This window comes from Shewanella saliphila, from assembly GCF_014648295.1.
GTDB lineage: Bacteria > Pseudomonadota > Gammaproteobacteria > Enterobacterales > Shewanellaceae > Shewanella > Shewanella saliphila.
In genome coordinates, this window is record NZ_BMQV01000083.1 from 1 (window position 1) to 4,176 (window position 4,176).

Annotated in this window: 2 protein-coding genes and 1 pseudogene; 2 read left to right on the forward strand and 1 reads right to left on the reverse strand. The window is 37.0% G+C overall.

What is annotated here, in order from left to right; genetic code table 11:
- Positions 1–157, forward strand: a pseudogene (locus IEY48_RS20055) (ISAs1-like element ISSpu13 family transposase); the annotation flags it as partial.
- 550 nt (positions 158–707) lie between these two features.
- Complete coding sequence (locus IEY48_RS20060; RefSeq protein WP_188923316.1) at positions 708–2,585, forward strand: methyl-accepting chemotaxis protein; 1,878 nt, start codon at positions 708–710, stop codon at positions 2,583–2,585.
- Positions 2,586–3,017: 432 nt separating this feature from the next.
- On the opposite strand, the gene IEY48_RS20065 is transcribed toward IEY48_RS20060, so the two are convergent.
- The gene (locus tag IEY48_RS20065; RefSeq protein WP_188923317.1) at positions 3,018–3,806 is read right to left on the reverse strand and encodes a Rossmann-like domain-containing protein; all 789 of its coding nucleotides are present in this window, start codon (positions 3,804–3,806) and stop codon (positions 3,018–3,020) included.
- Positions 3,807–4,176 lie beyond the last annotated feature (370 nt).

Genomic DNA, 4,176 nt, shown 5'->3' on the forward strand with positions numbered 1-4,176 from the left:
AGATGGTGCCAGTATTCTGGCTATTTTAAGGCGTTGGGCATTAAATCTAGTGAAGCTACATCCCGCTAAAACAAGCCAAAATCAGAAATTCAATAGGGCTTGTTGGAGTGATGATTTCAGGGAAGAGATTATTTTTGGCGCTGGTCAAAAAGTGTAATCAGCCCCTGATTGATGACTACATCCAGCCTTAATTAGGGAAGGAAGTACATTGATAAGAAGTAAAACCTAGCGATCCATTATTTTAAAACCGTAAACCCCATTAATAATTAAAATACTTTTAATATAAATGGTGATGTCTATAGTTATTTTTATTGAACAGTGATAGGTGAGTAGATAAAATAGAATTATATCTATTAAAGATAAGTGTTATCTCTGCTGTTAACGAAGCAGCCTTATCCCTTGCCTGTTAATTTAACTGATATTGAGATAGGTTTTAAATATTAATGTTGGCTATCTTTTTATAAGCGTCATTAAATAACAATTTCAAAATAATTAAGCAACATTATGTGTGTTTTTGAGCATAGTGAGTGGTTTTGTAATTATAAAAGATTTTAAATAAGTAACATGGCTCACAGAAATCCCATTTTAATTCATATAAGTTCATATGGTTAAATGAATTCCACCTTGTTGATAAAATGTTATTTTAAGAATGTAAAATGACTCATCTCGTAATCTTTTCTGTCAAACCTTTATAGTTGGTGTTGTATATGAGCAAGTTTAAACTTCAAGTTGTAGGTGTATTAAGTTCCATAATTATTTTAATTATATTAACGCTTACTTCATTAAGCTATATATCATTTAGCGCGGAAAGCGTGAGTTTAACAAAAGATACACTCCGAGAGCGTAATGCTACGGTTGAAGCTAGGCTTGTTGAAAAATTCAATAGTTATGAAAAAATACTTTCTTCAGTTGATATTACTGCATCAGATTTTAATGAAGATGAGCTATCTCATGATGCTACTAACCAATTAAAAGTGCTTTCTAATATGTTAGATAGTATAAGCACAGGTGTTTATGCTATAAAAAAAGACGGTAGTATATTTAAAGAAGGAGCTAAATTAGGGTTTAATGTTAAAGAGCTTAATCGTTCATATTACGATGCAATTTTTAATCAAGGGAAGACTTTCTTTGTATCAGAACCATATCTTTCAAAAACAACAGGTAAACAAGTTATTGGTGTTATTCATAAAATCAATAGTGACATTGCTATCCTTTCCAGTGTTTACATGGAATCTGTGTTAGGTTCAATTTTAGATAGAAAAGATATCATTATTTACTCATCAGAAAACACAATTATATTTTCTCCTTATTCAGATGATATAGGTGAGAGTATAATTGAAAAGCGCCCGCTGTATAAAAACTTTAATGTTAATAATCGTGAGTTATCATATACAGCTAAAGTAGATGGTTCGAATACTGATTTCACGGCATTTTGGGATAACTTAGAGAACGTTGGTTGGAATTATGTAACGTTTATTAAAGATGATGTAATAGACGCTGACGCTAATAACCAATTAAAATATTCACTGTTATTAGGACTTTTTAGTCTCATTATCGCGGGCGTCGTGCTAACTGTAACGCTGAATCGATTAGTATTAGTTCCAGTAGGCGGAGCCCCAGAAGAAATAGCAGCCATAATAAAAAGTATTGCTAATGGTGATCTCACTAAGAAAATTGAGTTAGATGGTAAAGAGACTGGGATTTATTCATCATTAATTGTATTGTCAAAACAATTATGTGAAATGGTTCAAAACTCACATAATATCGCAGAAAATGTAGCGTCAGCATCTCAAGAATTGACAGCCGTTATGGGAGAAACATTAAATAATGTTGAACACGAAAAAGATCAAGTTGAGCAAATATCAACAGCAATAAATGAATTGTCATCTACATCGATGGAGGTTAGTCAACAAGCAATACAAGCGGAAGAGATGACAAGAGAAGCACAAACTAATGTTGCAAAAGGTAAGATGACATTAGAGAAAAACATCTTATTGTCCAATAATATTAATACTTCCGTTAGTGAAGCTGCTAGTTTGGTGCGGCAGTTACATGATTTTGCGGTAGAAATAGGTAGCGTAACGGAGGTTATTAATACTATCTCAGAACAGACTAATCTCCTTGCTTTAAATGCGGCCATTGAAGCTGCTAGAGCGGGTGAGCATGGCCGAGGTTTTGCCGTTGTTGCAGATGAAGTGCGAAACCTAGCCTCTAAGACACAAAAATCGACTGTAAGTATTCAAGAAATCATAGAAAGGCTGCAAAAACAATCTGAAAAAGCCAGTACAAATATGGAACAAAATGTCGACTTGATTGAGCAATCGGTCGTTTTAGCTGACGATATAAAATCTGCTTTTGAAGATATATCTGTTGCCGTTGAGACAATATCTGAAATTAATGCTTTAGTCGCAACCGCATCTCAAGAACAACATAGCGTAACCGATGATATTTTACGAAGTACAACTGAAGCATTTGATTTAGTACAACAGAATGTATCGGCTGTTAATCAGTCGTTGCAAGCTTCTTCGGAGTTATCTCAACTTTCGGAAAAACAAAAACAAGTACTCGGTTATTTTTCGGTGTAAAAAAGTGTTCAGTGAAACGATTATGCCAACCGCTTTATGTTGTTGGTATTTTTTATGATGAATCTGTCTTGGTCTGGCCATCTTAGATTACCTGTCTGAGTTAAAGGTAACTAAGTCTATTTGAGTGTTTGACATTTAACCAATTGGAAGAAATTAAACAAGACACCCAGAGATAATCTGTTACCAGCCTGTCTCAGAGAAACTGACGATAACCGCTTATGGAATAGCTCAGAAGAAATTAAACAAGACACCCATAGATAATCTGTTACTAGCCTGTCTCAGATAAACTGACGAAAACCGCTTATGGAAAAGCTCAAGCATAGCGCTGTTACGCTTGTTTGCTGATTTTGTCACCACAAATGGGCGTGGTTTTTCTGATTATATATGTGTTTGAAAGGGCGCACGGTTATGTCTCGCCCTTAATGTGAGACATTATTTGTAGTCGCTGTTTCTCAAAGAGTAACGAGTAACGGACTCTTTCCACTTCTCGCCACTTTTCCAACGCTCAAGGAACAGTTCGCTGTTTACTATTGCGCGGCCACCGATGCGAGTGATGCCATGTTCAAATAGTACCTCTGGCAACAGGCCAACGCTTGGGCCCACCAGTGCGATCTCTTGGGCTTTATGGCAATGCGTTAGCAAGCCTTCTAGGGTGTTGTTGATTACGCTGGTGCCAGTAATCAGTACCTTATCGCATTGCGCCAATTTGCTTGGATCTGTGGTTACTTCAAAATTGCCTTTGGCCTGAACCAATTCAGCCCGCAGCTCGATCACCGTTAAAGGGGTTTGTTGTTCGCGGAGTTGGGCTATAAGCGGGGCGAAGTAGCCAACCATACCAACGCGCTCACCAGGTTGAATATCCAGCAGCTCTAAACTGTCTTCTGCGTTGTGGTAGTTAAAGCCACGTTGTTTGAGTACATATTGGCTAATGGCATTAAGCGCTCCGGCGCCAAGCACTTGCTGCCAATCTTGTTGCAGCACGCTTAATTGGGCTAAATCCGTTACTGCTTTACCAATGTAATCACTGTATAGCGATTCATTTTGTAACTGTTCAAACGCGTTGCCCAATTTTACGTAGGTTAGGCCAATGGTACCGCCTTCTAATTCGATAACCCCAAACTTGGCGCTTGGATTATTTTCTTCGTGGCAAATGTGGATTGCTTTGATTGGTGGTAGATCGGTTGGTGCAGTAGTGAGTAACTGTTGATAAATAGACGACATCTGTGATTTCCATAACGCAGGGGACATTTCTAATTATTGTACCTCTACAAAAACGGTTTTTTTGTTAACTAGTTAGAATGTTTCTTACTTAATCAGGAGCTTTGAAGCGCCATGTGCAGGAAAGATTAATCAAGACACCCAAAATTAATCAGCGATGCCTAATGATACTTTTTCGTATTGGTCTTAATTCTTGAGGAGGGATAGCTTGCTTGTAATAAAGAGGAACCCAGGCTCTCGAATTAAAGGTAATCTCCCCATTTTTAACTGAGATCAAAAGTAGATATTTAGGCCACTAGTGCCAGTTTTTGCTTTGGTGGGACACCACCAATTGCTGTATTGGGTCTTTCATTGTTATAAAACCATAGCCATT

What these genes read in the sequence shown, in the direction of transcription:
- IEY48_RS20060 (WP_188923316.1), top strand. Translation starts at nt 708, where the DNA reads ATGAGCAAGTTTAAACTTCAAGTTGTAGGTGTATTAAGTTCCATAATT.
- IEY48_RS20065 (WP_188923317.1), bottom strand. Translation starts at nt 3,806, where the DNA reads ATGTCGTCTATTTATCAACAGTTACTCACTACTGCACCAACCGATCTA.